The organism is Loktanella agnita, from assembly GCF_046640325.1.
Lineage (GTDB): Bacteria > Pseudomonadota > Alphaproteobacteria > Rhodobacterales > Rhodobacteraceae > Yoonia > Yoonia agnita.
This window is the reverse complement of record NZ_JBJMBF010000012.1, coordinates 1-17,429: the sequence shown is the minus strand read 5'-3', so window position 1 is coordinate 17,429 and position 17,429 is coordinate 1. Positions and strand designations below refer to the sequence as shown.

The 17,429-nt window shown below is 58.1% G+C and carries 14 protein-coding genes and 1 pseudogene; 9 read left to right on the top strand and 6 right to left on the bottom strand.

Annotation, left to right across the window (positions count from 1 at the left end; genetic code table 11):
- Nucleotides 1–437: 437 nt before the first annotated feature.
- From ACJ5NV_RS13995 to ACJ5NV_RS13965, 7 genes are all read left to right on the top strand, one after another.
- Entirely contained in the window at nt 438–1,457 is a 1,020-nt protein-coding gene (locus ACJ5NV_RS13995) for a taurine ABC transporter substrate-binding protein (RefSeq protein WP_411644650.1), read from the top strand.
- A 115-nt stretch (nt 1,458–1,572) separates the two neighbouring features.
- Nucleotides 1,573–2,376 carry a taurine ABC transporter ATP-binding protein gene (locus tag ACJ5NV_RS13990; protein WP_411644648.1) on the top strand — a complete coding sequence of 268 codons (804 nt, stop codon included), beginning with the start codon at nt 1,573–1,575 and terminating at the stop codon, nt 2,374–2,376.
- Between the two features lie 104 nt (nt 2,377–2,480).
- Entirely contained in the window at nt 2,481–3,710 is a 1,230-nt protein-coding gene (locus ACJ5NV_RS13985; RefSeq protein WP_411644861.1) for an ABC transporter permease subunit, read from the top strand.
- A 113-nt stretch (nt 3,711–3,823) separates the two neighbouring features.
- Nucleotides 3,824–5,122: a histidinol dehydrogenase gene (gene hisD, locus ACJ5NV_RS13980; RefSeq protein ID WP_411644646.1), complete on the top strand. Its 1,299-nt coding sequence runs from the start codon at nt 3,824–3,826 to the stop codon at nt 5,120–5,122.
- 55 nt (nt 5,123–5,177) lie between these two features.
- Nucleotides 5,178–7,604, top strand: a complete 2,427-nt coding sequence (locus ACJ5NV_RS13975) for a heavy metal translocating P-type ATPase (protein WP_411644644.1) — start codon at nt 5,178–5,180, stop codon at nt 7,602–7,604.
- Nucleotides 7,604–8,002 carry a Cu(I)-responsive transcriptional regulator gene (gene cueR, locus ACJ5NV_RS13970; protein WP_411644642.1) on the top strand — a complete coding sequence of 133 codons (399 nt, stop codon included), beginning with the start codon at nt 7,604–7,606 and terminating at the stop codon, nt 8,000–8,002. The genes ACJ5NV_RS13975 and cueR overlap by 1 nt, the downstream gene beginning before the upstream one ends.
- A 51-nt stretch (nt 8,003–8,053) precedes the next feature.
- Nucleotides 8,054–8,680, top strand: coding sequence for an NYN domain-containing protein (locus ACJ5NV_RS13965; protein WP_411644640.1), 627 nt, complete (start codon nt 8,054–8,056; stop codon nt 8,678–8,680).
- On the opposite strand, the gene ACJ5NV_RS13960 is transcribed toward ACJ5NV_RS13965, so the two are convergent.
- The 6 genes and pseudogenes from ACJ5NV_RS13960 to ACJ5NV_RS13935 all read right to left on the bottom strand — a co-directional run bounded on the left by ACJ5NV_RS13960 (nt 8,677) and on the right by ACJ5NV_RS13935 (nt 14,977).
- Entirely contained in the window at nt 8,677–9,132 is a 456-nt protein-coding gene (locus tag ACJ5NV_RS13960) for a HugZ family pyridoxamine 5'-phosphate oxidase (protein WP_411644638.1), read from the bottom strand. The two genes, ACJ5NV_RS13965 and ACJ5NV_RS13960, sit on opposite strands and share 4 nt — an antisense overlap.
- A 252-nt stretch (nt 9,133–9,384) precedes the next feature.
- Nucleotides 9,385–11,580 carry an excinuclease ABC subunit UvrB gene (gene uvrB / locus ACJ5NV_RS13955; RefSeq protein ID WP_411644636.1) on the bottom strand — a complete coding sequence of 732 codons (2,196 nt, stop codon included), beginning with the start codon at nt 11,578–11,580 and terminating at the stop codon, nt 9,385–9,387.
- Nucleotides 11,581–11,674: 94 nt separating this feature from the next.
- A pseudogene (locus tag ACJ5NV_RS13950) lies at nt 11,675–12,196 on the bottom strand (aminoglycoside phosphotransferase family protein); the annotation flags it as partial.
- A gap of 129 nt (nt 12,197–12,325) precedes the next feature.
- Nucleotides 12,326–12,526, bottom strand: coding sequence for a hypothetical protein (locus ACJ5NV_RS13945; RefSeq protein ID WP_411644634.1), 201 nt, complete (start codon nt 12,524–12,526; stop codon nt 12,326–12,328).
- Between the two features lie 126 nt (nt 12,527–12,652).
- The gene (locus ACJ5NV_RS13940) at nt 12,653–14,383 is read right to left on the bottom strand and encodes a methyl-accepting chemotaxis protein (protein WP_411644632.1); all 1,731 of its coding nucleotides are present in this window, start codon (nt 14,381–14,383) and stop codon (nt 12,653–12,655) included.
- A gap of 21 nt (nt 14,384–14,404) precedes the next feature.
- Entirely contained in the window at nt 14,405–14,977 is a 573-nt protein-coding gene (locus ACJ5NV_RS13935) for a hypothetical protein (RefSeq protein ID WP_411644631.1), read from the bottom strand.
- A 198-nt stretch (nt 14,978–15,175) separates the two neighbouring features.
- On the opposite strand from ACJ5NV_RS13935, the gene ACJ5NV_RS13930 reads away from it, so the two are divergent.
- A complete protein-coding gene (locus tag ACJ5NV_RS13930; RefSeq protein ID WP_411644630.1) occupies nt 15,176–16,405 on the top strand; it encodes an aminopeptidase in 1,230 nt (409 codons plus the stop codon).
- A 122-nt stretch (nt 16,406–16,527) separates the two neighbouring features.
- Nucleotides 16,528–16,839: an ETC complex I subunit gene (locus ACJ5NV_RS13925; RefSeq protein WP_411644628.1), complete on the top strand. Its 312-nt coding sequence runs from the start codon at nt 16,528–16,530 to the stop codon at nt 16,837–16,839.
- The last annotated feature ends 590 nt before the right edge of the window (nt 16,840–17,429 follow it).

The window sequence follows — 17,429 nt, the reverse complement described above, 5'->3', positions numbered from 1 at the left end:
CGCGCATCCACTTCGCAAGCTGCCCCGTTCGCAAGCACATTGCCTACAGTAGTGGCATCGTCAGTAGGTCCAGTCGGTGCGCATGTATATATCCAAAATGCCGGAAAAAGATCAGCAACCACATCCCGAATTAGGGCTTAAATCCTTTATACGTAAGAGAAAAATTAAATCCGCTATTATCCCATTTCACGCACTGGTTGCATTTCGCGCTTCCTTCTTATCATTGACGCATTCCCGCGAATTTCTTTCGCTCTGAAAGGACCTGCCGTGGATGCACCAATTGCACCCTCGCGGGAACACGCAAACAGACCGTCCTTGGGCGGGCATGAAAGGGCTACCAAACAAGCGCGTTTCGTGGTCAGCTAGATAGAAGAGAGGCAGGGTAAACCCTGTCCTGAGATATCGGTCCAACGGGCCGACAACACGGGAGAATACGAATGAGTATCACAAAAACGCTTTTCGGTGCCGCTGCTGGCGTCGCCCTGATGACCGGCGCGACACAGTCGTTTGCGCAAGACATGGAAGAAATCACCATCGGTTATTTCCTCGAATGGCCCATGCCGTTCCAATACGCCAAGGTTAATGGCACCTATGACGAAGCCCTTGGGCTCAAGGTGAACTGGGTCAGCTTTGACGCAGGCACAGCAATGTCCGCCGCCATGGCGTCGGGTGACGTGCAAATGTCGGTCAGCCAAGGTGTACCGCCTTTCGTGGTCGCCGCCTCTGCCGGGCAGGATTTGCAGATCCTTGATGTGGCCGTATCCTATGCGGACAACGACAATTGCGTCGTGGGCGCTGAACTGGAAATCGACAAAGACAGCGCTGACGAACTGGCGGGCAAGAAAGTCGCCGTGCCGCTGGGCACTGCCGCCCATTACGGGTTCCTGCGTCAGATGGACCATTTCGGGGTTGAACTTGCCTCGCTTGAAGTTGTGGACATGGCCCCCGCCGATGGCGCTGCGGCAATTGCACAGGGGTCGGTCGATATGGCCTGCGGCTGGGGTGGCGCTCTACGCCGTATGAAAGAGCACGGCAACGTGCTGCTGACCGGCGCCGAAAAGGAAGAACTGGGCATTTTGGTCTTTGACGTGACCTCTGCGCCGGCATCTTTTGTCGCGGAAAATCCTGAACTGGTTACCAAATTCCTCGAAGTGACCGCTGCTGCGAATGCTGCATGGAATTCCGGTGCTCTATTTCCCGAAATGCAAGATCTTATGCTGCCGGTGATCGCAGAAGACGCAGGAATGGACCTTGATGCGACCCGCGAAACACTGGATGCATTTGTCTTCCCCAGCGTACAAAGCCAGCTCTCCGAGCGCTGGCTGGGCGGTGCTGCACCGGACTTTATGAAAGGTGTGGCGGATGTATTCGTTGAATCCGGATCAATCCCCGCTTCATTGGACAGCTATTCGGGCAACGTAAACATTGGCCCGCTGTCCGAAGTGGGCGACATGTAAGCTGACATCGGTTTGGCGCGGGGGGTCAGCCCCGCGCCAACTTATTATTATTCCAGATGATTTCTGCGGCGCGAAGCCCGTGCCGGGATTATCCGGACAAAAAAGCGGACAGAACATGTCGTCTTTAGAAATAGATAATATCTCAATGCGGTTCGACCTGCCGAACGGGTCCTCGGTACAGGCGCTCAAGGATGTTTCGCTCGGCCTGCGGGCGGGGGAGCTCCTTTCTGTGCTGGGGCCATCGGGCTGCGGCAAGACCACGCTTTTGAACATCGTGGCGGGCTTTCTGGCACCGACCGAAGGGCAGATCGTGCTGAACGGAAATGCCGTGCACGGCCCCGGCGCGGAACGCGGCATGGTGTTCCAGCAAGGCGCGCTGTTCGAATGGATGAGCGTGCGGGAAAACGTGGGGTTTGGCCCGTCGATGAAGGGCACGCCAAAGGCCGAAAAGGCCAAGATTGTGGACCACCTGCTTGATGTTGTCGGGCTGCAAGATTTCAAGGAAAAGGCGATTTATGAACTGTCCGGCGGGATGCAGCAGCGCGTGGCGCTGGCGCGCTGTCTGGCCAATGATCCGGATGTGATCCTGATGGACGAACCGCTGGGCGCGCTTGATGCGCTGACCCGTGAAAAGATGCAGGGCTTGGTGCTGAAGCTGTGGAAAGAGACGGGCAAAACCATCATCCTGATCACCCATTCGGTGGAAGAGGCGCTGCTTCTGGGAGAACGCCTGTTGGTCATGGCCCCGCGTCCGGGGCGCATCCACAAGGAATACAATCTGCCCTTTGCCGAAATGGGCGTGAACAAGGACCTGCGCGAGGTCAAGAAAAACCCTGATTTCGCAACGACGCGTGAGGAGATCCTGTCGATGATCTGGGACATGGAAGAGGAAATCATGGGTCGGCAGGAGAGCGCATAATGGAACTGTTAAGCGATCTCGGAGCCGAACTTTGGGCCGTGCTCAGCACATTGGCCGCTGCCGCCCCTTATATTATCGGTTATATCCTGCTGATCCTGCTGACCATGGTGATCTGGTCGTTCATCAAGCAGCTTTTGACGCCAAAACATGATTACAGTTCGCTCAAGACTGTGACCTTTGGCGACGAAAGTGCGGTGACCTCGAACACGGTCGCATCGGTCGTGTCTATTGTACTGATTTTCGTGCTGTGGGGCGCGTTTACCGGGTCAAGCCTGTTGCCCGGCTTTCTGCATGCACCCGGTGCATTTACCGGCGAGGCGAGCTTTACATACACGATCACCACCCCCGCCGGTGAAAGCGACGACGCGACAGTAACGGTCGTCGTGCATCCCGCCAGCGAAGAGGTCGACGCGCCTGAAATCACCCCCGGCGATGGGATCGCCAAGAACGACAGCACAGCCATCGCCAGTTACCGCAGCAAGCTGCTGCGCGTGGATCGTAATGATGAAATGGGGCGTGACGAAGAAACCTTTATCACCGCTGTGGACGGCGCGCCCATCGCGCCGGGCGGCGCGGTCAAAACCGGGTTTGGCACTGTCGCGATGTCCGACAAGGGCACGCTGAACATCATCCCCGCGACCGGCATGCAGATGGAACCGATCTGGCTGCCTGCGCCAGAAGATGTCTGGCAGCGCCTGACCGAAATCGCGACATCCGGTTACCGAAATTCGTCCTTGGCCGAACATCTGGGCTATTCGCTGTTCCGGGTCATCGTAGGCTTTGTATTGGGTGCGATTGTTGGCATCCCGCTGGGCTATGCGATGGGTCTGTCCAATTGGTTCCGCGGCTGGTTCGACCCTATCGTGGAATTCATGCGCCCGGTGCCGCCGCTGGCGCTGATCCCGCTGGTGATCATCTGGGCGGGGATCGGCGAAGTCGGCAAGATCATCCTGCTATTTCTTGCAGCACTTTGGATCATGGCGATTGCGGCCCGGTCCGGCGTGTCGGGCGTGCGGATTTCCAAGGTACACGCGGCCTATAGCCTTGGGGCCTCGAAATGGCAGATCATGCGCCATGTGATCGTCCCCAACTCATTGCCCGAAATTTTCACCGGCGCGCGTGTCGCGATGGGTGTGTGCTGGGGCACGGTTGTGGCCGCCGAATTGGTTGCGGCGGAAAAGGGTGCCGGGATGATGATCATGGCCGCCTCGAAATTCCAGAACACTGATATCGTGCTGATTGGGATCATCCTGATCGGGATTATCGGCTTTACCATCGACATGCTGATGCGGCAGGCGGAAAAGTGGCTCGTCCCGTGGAAGGGCAAAGGTTAAGCCTATCCGAACGCGATATTCGGCCAGAGTAAACGAGCAAGGCAAAGGGCGGATAACCCTTTGCCTTTCTGCATATTTCACCCCTAAATCGTAATAAATAAAGGGGTTTTACCGTGGCTGAATATCTGAAACGCGCAACACTTACCGCCACGGCTGACCATGCCGATGTCAGCACTGCGGTGCACGCATTACTGAATGAAATCTCCAATGGGGGAGAGGCGGCAGCCATCGACATGGCACGCCGCTTCGATCAATGGACCGGCCCGGTCACCGTCTCTGCTGCAGCTCTGGAACGCGCCCGGGCACTGGTATCGGACCAGACCAAGGCGGATATTCATTTTGCACACGCCAATATCCGTCGCTTTGCCGAGGCGCAGCGCGGCACGATAACCGATATGGAGCTGGAAATCCTGCCCGGCCTGATCGCGGGCCAGCGCCAGATTCCTGTTGCCGCTGCTGGCTGTTACGTCCCCGGCGGGCGCTATGCGCATATTGCCAGCGCGATGATGACAATCACGACCGCCAAAGCCGCAGGCGTGAAGCATATCACGGCCTGTTCGCCACCTTCCGGCCCGAATGGTATCCCGCCCGCAATCCTCTATGCGATGGACCTTTGTGGCGCGGATGTGATCCTGAACATGGGCGGCGTGCAGGCGGTTGCAGCCATGGCGCAGGGTCTTTTCGGGGTGCCGCGTGCCGACGTGCTGGTTGGCCCCGGCAATCAATTCGTGGCCGAGGCAAAGCGCATCCTGTTTGGCGAGGTCGGGATCGACATGGTCGCCGGGCCCACGGATTCGTTTGTGCTGGCAGATGTCAGCGCCAATGCGGATTTTGTTGCGGCTGATCTTGTGGGGCAGGCCGAACACGGGCCGAACTCGCCCGTTTGGTTAGTCACTGATGACCGGAACTTGGCCGAGGATGTCATGGCGCGCGTGCCGCGCCTGATTGCCGACCTGCCCGCGCTGAATGCGCAAAGTGCAACTGCGGCGTGGCGTGACTATGCCGAGGTCGTGCTTTGTGTGGATCGTGAAGAAATGGCGCAGATATCCGACCAGACCGCGCCTGAGCATTTGCATGTGCAATGCGCCGATCTGGATTGGTGGCTGGACCGGCTGACCACCTATGGCTCGCTTTTTCTTGGGGAAGAAACCACCGTGGCCTTTGGCGACAAAGCGTCTGGTCCGAACCACGTTTTGCCCACCTCTGGTGCGGCCCGTTATACCGGTGGCCTGTCGGTCGGAAAGTTCATGAAAACGGTGACCTGGCAGCGGGCCTCGAGGGATGCCGCGCGCCCGCTGGCCGAGGCCACCGCGCGGATTTCCCGGATCGAAGGGATGGAAGGCCACGCGCGCACAGCCGACATCCGGCTTGCCAAATATTTTCCCGACGAAGAATTCATGTTACGCCCTTGACCTTCCCGTGACGGGAACCCCTATCTAAGGGGCCTGATCAGAGGTAGGGCGCAGCATGACACAGGTTACGGAAATCAGGTTCGGGGTGGACGGCATATCCTGCGCAAGCTGCGTGGGCCGTGCCGAAAAGGCGATCACATCTGTGGCGGGCGTGACCGGGGCGCAGGTCGATCTTGCCCGTGCCTCTGCCGCCGTCCAGATGGACAACGCGGAAACGGGCCGCGCGGTGGCGGGCGCGCTGAAATCGGCGGGCTATCCGGCACTGGCACAGACCTATCGGCTAGCGGTCAGCGGCATGACCTGCGCCAGTTGCGTGGGCCGGGTAGAGCATGCGCTGAACGCGGTGCCGGGCGTGTTGTCTGCCCATGTGAATTTGGCCGACGGCAGTACGACGATCTCTAGCCTCACGGATATCGGCGCGCTGCAAAGGGCTTTGGCGGCGAAAGGGTACAGCGCCACACCGTTGGGGCAGGCCGACCAGGTCGATAACCGGCAAGCAGCAGAGGCGCAGCATTTGTTGCGACAGTTCGGGATCGCTGCCGCGCTGACTCTGCCGGTTTTTGTGATGGAAATGGGTGGGCATTTGTTCCCAGCACTGCATCACCTGATCGCGCAAAGCATTGGGATGCAGACCAGTTGGCTGATCCAGTTCGTGTTGACCACGCTGGTGCTTGCTTGGCCCGGACGTGGTTTTTTCACAAAGGGCGTGCCTGCACTGCTGCGCTGGGCCCCGGACATGAATGCGCTTGTTGTGTTGGGCACCAGTGCGGCTTGGGCATTTTCCACTGTTGCACTGTTCGCGCCGGGGCTTCTGCCCGATGGCACCCGCGCGGTTTATTTTGAGGCCGCTGCCGTGATCGTGACGCTTATCCTGCTGGGCCGTTGGCTGGAAGCACGGGCGAAGGGTCAGACCGGGGCCGCGATCAAGCGGCTGGTCGGGCTGCGCCCCAAAACGGCCCGCGTGTTGCGCGACGGGGCTGCGGTTGACCTGCCCATCGCCGAAGTCACACGCGGCGATATCCTGATCATCCATCCGGGCGAACGGATCGCGACCGATGGGGTCGTGCGGGAAGGCACGTCTTTTGTGGATGAAAGCATGATCACTGGTGAACCGGTCCCGGTTGAAAAACGCAGCGGCGATACGTTGACCGGCGGCACGGTCAACGGCAACGGCGCGCTGAAAATGCGGGTCACGGCCGTCGGGGGCGACACGATGCTGGCGCGGATCATTGCAATGGTCGAAGCGGCCCAAGGCGCGCGCCTGCCAGTGCAGGACCTCGTCAACCGGATCACGACATGGTTTGTCCCTGCTGTCATGGGCGGTGCCGCCGCGACCGCATTGGTCTGGCTCATCTTCGGACCCTCACCAGTTCTGTCCTACGCGTTGGTCGCCTGTGTTTCAGTCCTGATTATCGCCTGCCCTTGCGCCATGGGATTGGCCACGCCAACCGCTATCATGGTGGGCACGGGCCGCGCCGCCGATCTTGGCGTACTCTTTCGGCAAGGCGATGCGTTGCAAGCTTTGCAAGGGGTCGATGTGGTTGCCTTGGACAAGACCGGGACGCTCACATCCGGCAAGCCCGCGTTGACCGATGTACTGCCACTGCATGGCACGGCGGATGCGCTGCTACGCGACGTCGCCGCGGTGGAGGCACTGTCCGAACACCCGCTGGCCCACGCGATTGTCACGGCTGCGTCAAAGCCTTTACCATCGGTTTCTGACTTCGCAGCGATTCCCGGTTATGGCCTGTCGGGCACGGTCGAAGGGCGCAAGATCTTGATCGGGGCCGCGCGTCTGTTCGCACGAGACAAGATCGACGCCGCAGTACTACTGCCGGATGTCGAAACGCTGTCAGCCGCAGGCAAGACGCCGATCATGGTTGCCATCGACGGCGCCCCTGCCGGAGTCATTGGCGTGGCCGATACCCTGCGGCCTGACGCGAAATCCACTGTGGTAGCTCTGCAAAAGATGGGGCTGCGCGTGGTGATGCTGACCGGCGACAACGCCCGTACCGGCACGGCCATAGGGCGCGCGCTTGGGATCAGCGAGGTGATCGCCGACACGCTGCCTGCGGACAAGGTTGATGCGATCCGCGCGTTGCAGACCAAGGGGGCAAAGGTTGCCTTTGTCGGGGACGGGATCAATGACGCCCCGGCGCTTGCCGCTGCAAATGTAGGCGTGGCCATCGGGACCGGCACTGATGTCGCCATCGAAAGCGCGGATGTGGTGTTGATGTCGGGTGATCCGGGCGGGGTGCTGAATGCGATTGCGATCAGTAGGGCGACCATGCGCAATATTCGTCAAAACCTCGCCTGGGCCTTTGGCTATAATATCCTGCTGATCCCGGTCGCGGCAGGGGTGTTCTATCCGATTTGGGGCGTGTTGCTTTCACCTGCTTTGGCGGCTGGGGCAATGGCGCTATCAAGCGTCTTGGTAGTCAGTAATGCGCTACGGCTGCGCTGGGTGAAAGGAGAGCGATAATGAACATTGGCGACGTATCTGAACGCACGGGTCTGCCTGCAAAGACCATTCGCTACTATGAGGATATCGGGCTGGTCACCCCGCAGCGCAGCGCCAATGGCTACCGGGTGTTTAGGGACAATGACGCGCATAAACTGGCCTTTTTGGGCCGTGCGCGGGCGCTGGGTTTTTCGATCGAGGATTGCCGCAATCTTTTGGCCCTGTGGGAGGACAGAAGCCGCGCGAGCGCCGATGTACGGGCCATCGCCAAGGGCCACTTGGAAGCGATTGAGGTCAAGATCGCAGGGCTGGAGGCGATGCGCGACACGCTTGCAGATCTGGTGCGCGATTGTGCCGGGGACAACCGGCCTGACTGTCCGATCCTAAACGGGCTGGAAGGGGACATGGAATCCCCATAAATACACCTTAGGATTGCATGTGATCAGTGCGATAGGTGGCAGGTGCGGCGGATGCGGTTTTTGAAATTTCTGATTTTCGGGCTGTTCGTGGGCATGATTGCCTGCGCTATCCTGCTCCCCGAAGATGCTCAGAAATCCCGCGTGATTGATGCACTGGGCAAAGGGGTTTTCATCACATTCGGCCTGCTGTCGCTGGGGTATCTGCTGCGGCTGCGACAATGGTTGCGGCGGTCAGATACTGCTGCCAAACAACCGGATACCGCGCGTATCGTGGGCAGGCCCATTGTGGTCGATGGGTCCAACGTCATGCATTGGGGCGGTGAACCGTCGCTGAAAATCTTGCAGCGGGTGCTGACAGAGCTGCAAGCGCGCGGCTATGGGCCGCTGGTCTATTTCGACGCGAATGTCGGTTACAAACTGTTCGACCAACATATGGACAGCACGGATATGGCGCGCAAACTGGGACTGCCGCCGTCGCAGGTTGTGCATGCGCCCAGCCGCACCCCGGCGGATGAGATCCTGTTGGAACGCGCAATCAAGGACAATCTGCGCGTGGTGACAAATGACCGTTTTCTGGATTGGAAAACCAAATTTCCGCGTGTCGGCGACAAGGGTTTTCTGATCAAAGGCATGTGGAAACAGGGCAGCGTGATGCTGTTCGGCCGCGGCCGCCGTTAGGGGCGGTGTAGATCCTGCGGGTGCAGTCTAAAGGCTTTGCCAAAACCGCCATTCAGATGCAGTTCAGACGGCGTTAGCCGGAACATGCGAAAATCTTTGAAATCGTAGTATAGCTGCGCTTTGGGAATACGGCTGAGCCATAGGCCTTTTGCGGCGGCCTTGTCGGTTTCAGTCGCCTCGCAAAGCAGCGTCATGCGGGGATGGGTGAGCGGATCGCCCTTGTCGGCCGGCTCACCAATCAGGACCGAACAGGCCGAGTTCGCCAGCAGCGCGTTTGTATGGGTGGACAGGGTAGAGACCAAGGTGATCAGCGCGGTCTTGTCCCAAATCATCGCGACCCGTGACACGTAAGGCGCGCCATCCATGATGACGGCCAAGGCTCCGAACCGAGCTTTGGTCAGGAGGTTGGAGCCAAGGGCACGGGCGTCGTCGGTGGTTGGGTTGATTGTCATGTGATCTCGCGCGTGGGTGTCGGGTTGCGCCCACACTACGGGTGATTTGGGCGAGATTGAAGTTTGCGGGGGTTATAGCGGTTCGGGCGGGATGGCTTTTCGCGGAGCGCTTCAAGTGCAAGGGTTTGGTGCGCATGAACGCGCAACCTACTTGATGAGCGGCGGCACAATGGGGCGCGTTGCGATTGAGGTCCGGGACTGCGTTGCGCGAAAATTGCTCTTGTAGGTTTTTACCGACGAATGCGGATCAGGTTAACGGGTTGAACGCCGTTTCACCCCACCGCGCTGCCCCGGCCGTCCGGCTGTGGACCGGCCCGCCGCCTTCTGTGCGTCACCAACAGCTTTTTCCACCGCCTGCTGACGTGCCAGCGGGTCGTCGCTGACCACCAAATCTACGGTTTCCAACCGCTTAAGCTCATCCCGCAGTCGCGCGGCCTCTTCGAATTCAAGGTTCTCGGCTGCCTTGCGCATATCTGTGCGCAACCCGTCGAGCACAGCGGCAAGGTTCGCGCCGGCCATCGGTTTGTCGACCTTGGCCGTGACGCGGTTCATGTCCACGTCACCTTTGTAGAGCCCTGCAAGAATATCCTCGACATTCTTTTTGACAGTCTGCGGCGTGATCCCATGTTGCTCATTATAGGCGAGCTGTTTGACGCGGCGGCGTTCGGTTTCTTTCATTGCCCGCTCCATCGAGCCGGTGATGCGATCGGCGTACATGATCACCCGACCGTCTGCGTTCCGGGCGGCGCGGCCAATGGTCTGCACCAGTGATGTTTCAGAGCGCAGGAAACCCTCTTTATCCGCGTCCAGAATCGCGACCAACCCACATTCGGGAATATCCAAACCTTCGCGCAGCAGGTTGATCCCGATCAACACATCAAATGCCCCCAGCCGGAGGTCGCGCAGGATTTCGATCCGTTCGATCGTGTCGATGTCGGAATGCATGTAGCGGACCTTGATCCCCTGTTCATGCATGTATTCCGTCAGATCCTCGGCCATGCGTTTGGTCAGGGTTGTGACCAAGGTGCGGTAGCCGTCAGCGGCGACTTTGCGCACCTCGTCCAGCAGGTCGTCCACCTGCATCTCAACAGGCCGAATTTCAATTTCCGGATCAATGAGGCCGGTGGGGCGAATGATTTGTTCGGTGAAAACGCCGCCGGCCTGCTCCAACTCCCACGCGGCGGGGGTGGCGCTAACAAAGATCGATTGCGGGCGCATGGCGTCCCATTCTTCGAATTTCAGCGGCCGGTTATCCATGCAGGATGGCAGGCGAAATCCGTGTTCTGCCAGCGTGAATTTGCGGCGATAGTCGCCTTTATACATGCCGCCGATCTGCGGGACCGACACGTGGGATTCATCCGCAAAAACAATGGCGTTATCAGGGATGAATTCAAACAGGGTGGGGGGCGGTTCGCCCGGCGCGCGACCTGTGAGGTAACGCGAATAGTTTTCGATCCCGTTGCAGACACCTGTCGCTTCGAGCATCTCAAGATCGAAATTCGTGCGCTGTTCAAGCCGCTGTGCCTCAAGCAATTTCCCATCCGCCACGAGCTGATCCAGCCGGACGCGCAGTTCCTTTTTGATGCCTATGACCGCTTGTTTCATCGTCGGGCGGGGGGTCACATAGTGGCTGTTCGCATAGATGCGGATTTTTTCGAAGGTGTCGGTCTTTTCGCCGGTCAGCGGGTCGAATTCGGTGATCGCTTCCAGCTCTTCGCCGAAAAAGGACAGCCGCCAGGCGCGGTCATCCAGGTGGGCGGGCCAGATCTCTAGGCTGTCGCCCCGCACCCGGAAGGCGCCACGCTGAAACGCCTGATCATTGCGTCGATATTGCTGGGCGATCAGGTCCGCCATGATCTTACGCTGATCGTATTCGCCGCCCGCATGCAGATCCTGTGTCATCGCCCCATATGTTTCGACCGAGCCGATCCCGTAAATGCACGACACCGAGGCCACGATGATCACATCATCGCGTTCCAGCAGCGCCCGCGTGGCCGAGTGGCGCATCCGGTCGATCTGTTCGTTGATCTGGGATTCTTTCTCAATATAGGTGTCAGAGCGGGCCACATAGGCCTCTGGTTGGTAATAGTCGTAGTAGCTGACGAAATATTCGACGGCGTTGTCGGGGAAGAACCCCTTGAATTCGCCGTATAGCTGCGCGGCCAAAGTCTTGTTTGGGGCAAGTATGATGGCCGGGCGCTGGGTCTCTTCGATGACTTTGGCCATGGTAAAGGTTTTGCCCGTGCCGGTCGCGCCAAGCAGGACTTGCGATTGTTCCCCGGATGTCACGCCGCCCGCAAGTTCAACGATGGCTTGCGGCTGATCACCCGCAGGCGAAAATTCGGTTTTGAGGACAAACTGCTTCCCGCCTTCCAGCTTTTCCCGTGTTTTCACGTCGGGCGCTGGGTTGGAAAGATAGATATGCGGGTCGGTCTGTGCGTTGTCCATCGGCATTCCTTTGCTTGCCCCAATAGTTGTGACATTGGCAGGCAGGTTCAAGTGCGAACGTCAGGAAAGCCGGTCTCTCGTCAGTTGGATGGCCTTAATCTTGCGACGATAGCGCCAGCAATGCTGTGACATGTGGTAGCTTTGTTTTGCGTTTGGGTTGCTTTAAGCCACGGTAGAACACGGTATAGGCAAGGGTGACCGCCGCCCATTGAATAATGCGCGTATAATCGATACCCGTCTCGTCAGCCATGATCGCGGCATGCTGTCTGATATGGGCAAGAAAGTCGGGGACCGTCAGGCGACGTTCAGTCTTCAAAAGACTGGTTGCCAGTTCGAATGCAGGATCGGCACGTAGTGCCTTTGGGTCAATTAACCTGGGGCCACGGTCGCTCAAGATGACATTCTTGTAATGCAGGTCGCCGTGCACCACGCATTCTTCTTGAGTTGATACCATCAAATAATCGAGCAGCGCAATCGCTTGCGGCAGCTCAGCGCTTTGCAAACCATTCTTATTGCAAATGGCAAGTTCGCGCTTGAAGGTTGGGGCAACTTTTGAAAGCGGAAAGGGCGCCGGAATTTTGAATTTCGGATACCATTCGCGACGGAAGAGAGCAGCCGTGTCGCGCGTTCCTCTTCATCCGGCGCAAAAATATTGGCAAGGGTTGCCCCTTCCAACCACTGCATAAAAACGACATGTCGCAATGCGTTCACGCGGTAAATATTTGCGCCGATGTCCGGTCCTAACTCACGCAAGAATGGAATGGTTGCGCCTTCGCCAGACGCCCCCGATCCGCTTGTAGAGCTTCAATGCTGCGGGTCCTTTGGGGGCCACGACATGGTAGACAAAAGCACGGCGGGTTTTGGCAGCCAAGGCGTCGATTTTTAGATTCCAGCGGGTGGCCATCAGCCGTGGAGCGGCGTCGTGGCCTTTTTGGTTCAGCCACATTGGATCGTCCGCCTTGGTCGCAATTACTGACCGGACTTATGCGGGGTGACAGAATGAAAGGCAAGGCGAGTACCCTCCTGAACTAACCTAGAGTAAGCCTGCTACGCATCTGGTAGCCCTGTGCAATTACGCGGCGGCGCGCGCGCGTCTGTTATTGCTGTGTGTATTGGTCTTGAAACGCGCCACCAGATCACCAAGTTCCGCAGCTTGATGGCGCAGCGATTGACTGGCTGCATTCGCACTTTCAACCATGCCAGCATTTTGCTGGGTCGCTTTGTCGAGTTGGCCAACACCTATGTTGATTTCCGCTAAACTGTGCGATTGCTCTGATGCTGAATTGGCCATATCCGAGATCAGGCGTGCAATTTCAGTCACCCGTTCTGTGATTGTGTTGAGTACGTTACCTGTCTCGCCCACCAGTTTCACGCCGCTTGCCACATGTTCCGAACTGCTGCCGATGAGCGTCTTGATCTCTTGGGCCGCCTCAGAAGAGCGCTGTGCGAGCGCGCGCACCTCGGATGCAACGACAGCAAATCCACGACCGGCTTCACCTGCGCGCGCGGCTTCGACGCCGGCGTTAAGCGCAAGCAGGTTCGTCTGGAAAGCAATATCATCAATGACTGAGATGATGGTCGAAATCTGGCTTGATGAACCTTCGATTTCGGACATCGCAGCCACCGTTTTTGTAACGATCTTGGTGCTGTTGTCGGCCTCTGATTGAGCGTCCTTGACGATGTTTTCGACTTCTTTTGCACTATCTGCTGCGGATCGCACGCCGCTGGTCAGTTGATCAAGCGCGGCTGCCGTTTCCTCCAGCGTTGCGGCTTGGTTTTCAGTGCGCCGGGACAGATCACCCGAATGTCTGCCGATTTCATCGGATTCCTTGCGAATCTGCGAGGCGTTCTGGACGACCGATAGCAAGGCGTCATGTAGTTTGCGCGCTGCGTCATTAAAATCGCTGCGGATACGGGTATAGCGTGTGCTGACCTTTTGTTTGATTTCCGTTGTCAGATCGCCAGACGCGAGGTTTTGCAACGCATTTGTTAGTATAGCGATGACCTCTTCCTGTTCGATTTGGTCTGCTGCGGCTTGGTCAGAGGCACGTTTCGCCTCCGAAAGGTTCTCGCGCATCTGATCGAGATTACGCGCCAGTCGCCCGATTTCGTCACTACGACCGGTCCCGTCGATGGTCACCCCGTAATTGCCGTTTGCAACCGATTGCACGGCAGTTTCGAGCTTTTGCAAGGGCTGGCCAAGAATACGTTTGAGCATGAAGGTCGCGACCGACAGCATCAAGATCAGCGCGATGGCTGTTAGGCTAAGGGCCTGAATTTTATCCTTTTTCAGGCTGGAAAGTGTCGCGTCAGCAGTCCACCCCACGGCCAGTGCCCCGACGACGTCATTTGATTGGCCGAAATGCACAGGCGAGGCGATGGTCAGCCTGTCTTCGCTGCTGAAAAGCGAATCTGCTGCCATGGCCTGCTCTGCGACAGTGCCCAGCGGTGCGGCGTTCCCGCTCGCTTTCAGGACCTGCGCGAGCACCTGACCATCTGGGCCGACAACAATCGCGACATTGGCGCGGCCATCGGAAGATTCCAGAAGCTGGGTCAGTTGAAGATTGAGATCCTCATTCTTTTGGAAACGCACCGCACCGCCAAGTGTCTTTGCTGTATTGGTGGTGTTTGTGGTGCCAAGGTCAACGACGCTGTCAAGCGCGAGACGCGCGCTGACCCCATAGTTCAGCGCGCTGAGAATTGCGGCAACAACGATGGCCGCCGCTGCGGTGATCATCAGGCATTTTGCATAGATGGAGCGGCCGAAGGAAAGCTGCTGCTGATCAGAGGGCGTTGCGCGCATGACAGAGCCTTTTTATGTATTTCAGAAGAGCGCTTCAGCGTTCAGCCCAACCGTCATCGCGCCAAGAAGATCACCCGTGTTAGGATCTGTAATGCTGATAGAGACTTGCCCAAGGTAGGTTTGCGACGACTCGTCAAATTCCACCTCACCAATATGCACCGCGCCTGCGCCTTGGCTGTAGGTTTGTGTGAATTTCGCCTCGTCCCCTTGCCACATGTCAGAGGTCACCGAGGATGCAGCCACGTTCAGCCCGACATGATCCATGATGAATACTTCAGAAATCACGCCGCCGGAGCGATCCACTTGGCTGCGCAGAAAATCCGAGGCGGGGTTTTCCAGAACAGGGGTAATGGTCGGCGTGCTGCCTGATCCGATTTCGCCGCGCCACGCTTGATCCAATGTCTCGATCTGTCCGCTATCATAACCCGCCGTATGTGCGTTCGCTGCGCGCAGAGCTTCGACAATCACCGGGTCTGTCGCCCAAAGTGTGATGTTGTCATTCAGATAGCTTTCCAGCGCTGGGGTGAATTCATCTGCTATAGCGGCCTGCCCGGCGATAAGAATGGCGGTCGTCGCGATGCATTGTCTGATCATGTGTTGTGTTCCTCATCCACGGGATTGACCAACTGAGTCGTTTGATGCATGCGAAGCTAAGTGCGATCCGTTGATGGATACTTAAGCGCCGAAAGCGCAAAAGACTAAAATGCCTGACATCGGAAATTTTCACACGTTTACAATGGTTTAGATGCATAGCCGCACAGCAATGACGTACCACAGACAGGAGGCAGCCCCATGTCCATTGATCCCGAAAAACTCGACCGGCTCGCCGAAGTGGCGGTGCGCACCGGGCTGAATTTGCAGCCGGGGCAGGACCTGATCATCACCGCACCCATGGCGGCGCTGGAGCTGGTTCGCAGGATCGCGGTGCATGCCTATAAGGCCGGTGCCGGGATCGTAACGCCGCTTTTCAGTGATGATCCGATCACGCTGGCCCGCTATGAAAATGCACCGGACGAAAGCTTTGACCGGGCACAGAACTGGCTGTTTGAAGGGATGGCAAAAGCGTTTAAAGGGGGTGCCGCCCGCATGGCGATCACGGGTGATGACCCGATGCTACTGGCCGAACAGGACCCGGCAAAGGTTGCCCGCGTCAGCAAAGCCAATGCCATCGCCGCGAAACCAGCCATGGCGCCAATCGTCGGATTTGAGGTCAACTGGAACATCGTGGCTTTCCCGGGTCCCGCCTGGGCGTCGCGGGTCTTTCCCGATCTGCCGGTGGAAGAGGCGCAAGGCAAGCTGATGGATGCAATCTACGCGGCCTCGCGGCTGGCCGGTGACGATCCGGTGGCCAATTGGGCCGCGCATACCGCCGTGTTGAAAGAGCGTGTGAACTGGCTGAATGACATGCAGTTTGACAGCCTGCACTACACAGGGCCGGGCACTGACCTGATGCTTGGACTGGCCGAAGGGCACATCTGGAAGGGCGGGGCCTCTCCGGCGCTGAACGGGGTGACTTGCCAGCCGAATATTCCCACGGAAGAGGTGTTTACCTGCCCGCATGCCTACCGTGTCGATGGCACGGTGGCCGCTACAAAGCCGCTGGCGCATCAGGGCAGCCTGATCGAAAATATCGCCGTCCGGTTCGAGGCGGGGCGAATCGTAGAAGCGACGGCAAGCAAAGGCGAAAAGGTGCTGCAGGAATTGCTGAAAACCGATGACGGGGCCAGCCGGATCGGAGAGGTGGCATTGGTGCCGCATTCCTCGCCCATCAGCCAATCAGGGCTACTTTTCTACAATACACTCTTTGACGAAAACGCCGCCTGCCACATCGCCTTGGGGCAATGCTACGCTGATACAATTCAGGGCGGGTCAGAGCTGTCACCGGAGGAGCTGCAACAAAAGGGCGGCAATCAAAGCATCATCCATGTGGATTGGATGATGGGGTCCGATGCGGTGGATATCGACGGGATCACCAAGACGGGTGAGCGGGTGGCGGTCATGCGCGCGGGCGAATGGGCCTGAGCGTGACGGTGTCCCGGACCTGATCCGGGACCTCTGCCAGAGAGCGTAAACCCTGACCGCCGCAAATGCTTGCGTAACGCGGCGGTTTTGCACATATATGAGCCCAGCGAAGGAGACCGCACATGCGCGCACGAATCTACAAACCAGCCAGAACGGCCATGTCCTCTGGCACAGCCAAGACCAAGCATTGGATTCTGGAATTCGTAGCCGAAACGGCGCGCGAGGTTGATCCGCTGATGGGCTGGACCTCTTCAAGCGACACGCAGGCGCAAGTCAAACTGACATTCGACAGCAAGCAAGAGGCGCTGGATTACGCAGAAGGACGCGGCATCGCGACCGTCGTGCAAGAGCCGAAACAGCGCAAAGTCAATATCCGCCCCGGCGGCTATGGCGAAAACTTCGCCACCAACCGGCGCGGCGCCTGGACGCACTGATCTGTGTAAATCGGGGCAAAGTGGTCGCGGCACCGGGTTAAAGATCCCGCTAAGCTGATTGTGCTTCGCCAGCACGGCCTATTTTATCCTGACAATAGACGTGCAGATGCCGCATCTTTGATCCAGTTTGATCGTCGTGGTGAAGGTTCACACTCTCCACGAGCAGCTAGACTGCTGCCACCAAAGAAATGCCAGATATCAAGTCCCGAAAGGCAGCTCTAACATCATCTCTGGTGTGAAGAGATGTTCAACTGCCAGCAGCGCGTCTGAGTTTAGCTCTTGAGTGGCCAATATGGCCAGTCGCTTTTCAGGGCGAGACAACGCGACATACCAAAGGTTGCGAGCACGGTAATAACCGGCTCGCTGTGCGGCTGAAGTTTTGCCTGTGTGGACTTGCTCAAGTAGCCTAGGCCAGTTGTAGTGGTTCCAACCACCGCTCAAGACAACTAGAACACTTGGGAATTGTGCACCCTTGACGCTGTGTTGTGTCGCGAATGGTGTCGAGCCCCAACCTGGACCTGTCGCGGTTTGATGCCGCTCCTTTGATAGCATTTACTGCAACAAAGGAGATTGACTATGGGACTGAAACG